The sequence below is a fragment of the Alphaproteobacteria bacterium genome (assembly GCA_024244705.1).
Lineage (GTDB): Bacteria > Pseudomonadota > Alphaproteobacteria > JAAEOK01 > JAAEOK01 > JAAEOK01.
The window spans coordinates 1-834 of sequence record JAAEOK010000096.1; the positions used below are offsets into that span (position 1 = coordinate 1).

The window sequence follows — 834 nt, forward strand, 5'->3', positions numbered from 1 at the left end:
ACCTCGCTGTGGGACGGCGACGACCCGATTCCGCACACCACGATGGGTCAGCAGGCCGATCTGGTGCTGGTATGCCCGGCGACCGCCCGTGTCATCGGCTCCTACGCGGCCGGGATCTCCGACGGCTTGTTGACGGCGACGTTGCTGGCCACAGAAGCGCCGGTCCTGGTCTGTCCGGCCATGCACACCGAGATGTGGGAACACCCGGCTGTCCAGGAGAATCTCGCCACGCTCCGCCGCCGCGGGGTCCATGTCATCGATCCCGATGAGGGAGTACTCGCGGGCGGAGACGTCGGGGCGGGGCGGCTCGCGGGTCCCGAGCGCATCGTGGCCGAGGTCGAAGCCATCTTGAGCCAGGGTCGTGACCTCGCCGGCACGCGGGTGCTCGTGACCGCTGGCGGAACCCGCGAGGCGATAGACCCCGTTCGGGTCATCACCAATCGGTCGAGCGGCAAACAGGCCTATGCCATCGCCCACGAGGCCGCTGCCCGGGGCGCCGACGTCACAGTGGTCACGACCGTTCGCCGAGAGCCCCCGCTGTCGGCGGAGGTGATCGAAGTGTCGAGCACGGCTGAGATGGAAGCAGCAGTGATGCCATTGGCGGCCGAACAGGACGTCCTCGTGATGGCGGCGGCCGTGGCCGACTTCCGGCCGAAGGAGATCGCCGACCGCAAGATCAAGAAGGGCAGCGTCCTGCCCGAGATCGTGCTCGAGCCGACGCATGATTTCCTCGTCGATCTCGGCTCGAAGAAGCCGGCCGGACAGGTCCTGGTGGGGTTCGCGGCCGAGACCGACGACTTGATCACCAACGCCAGATCCAAGCTCGAGCGCAAG

General features: G+C 67.7%; 1 protein-coding gene. It reads left to right on the forward strand.

Features of this window, described 5'->3' with window-relative positions; translation table 11 throughout:
* Positions 1–834: bifunctional phosphopantothenoylcysteine decarboxylase/phosphopantothenate--cysteine ligase CoaBC (gene coaBC, locus GY791_18000; protein ID MCP4330323.1), on the forward strand; the 834-nt coding region annotated here is incomplete at both ends.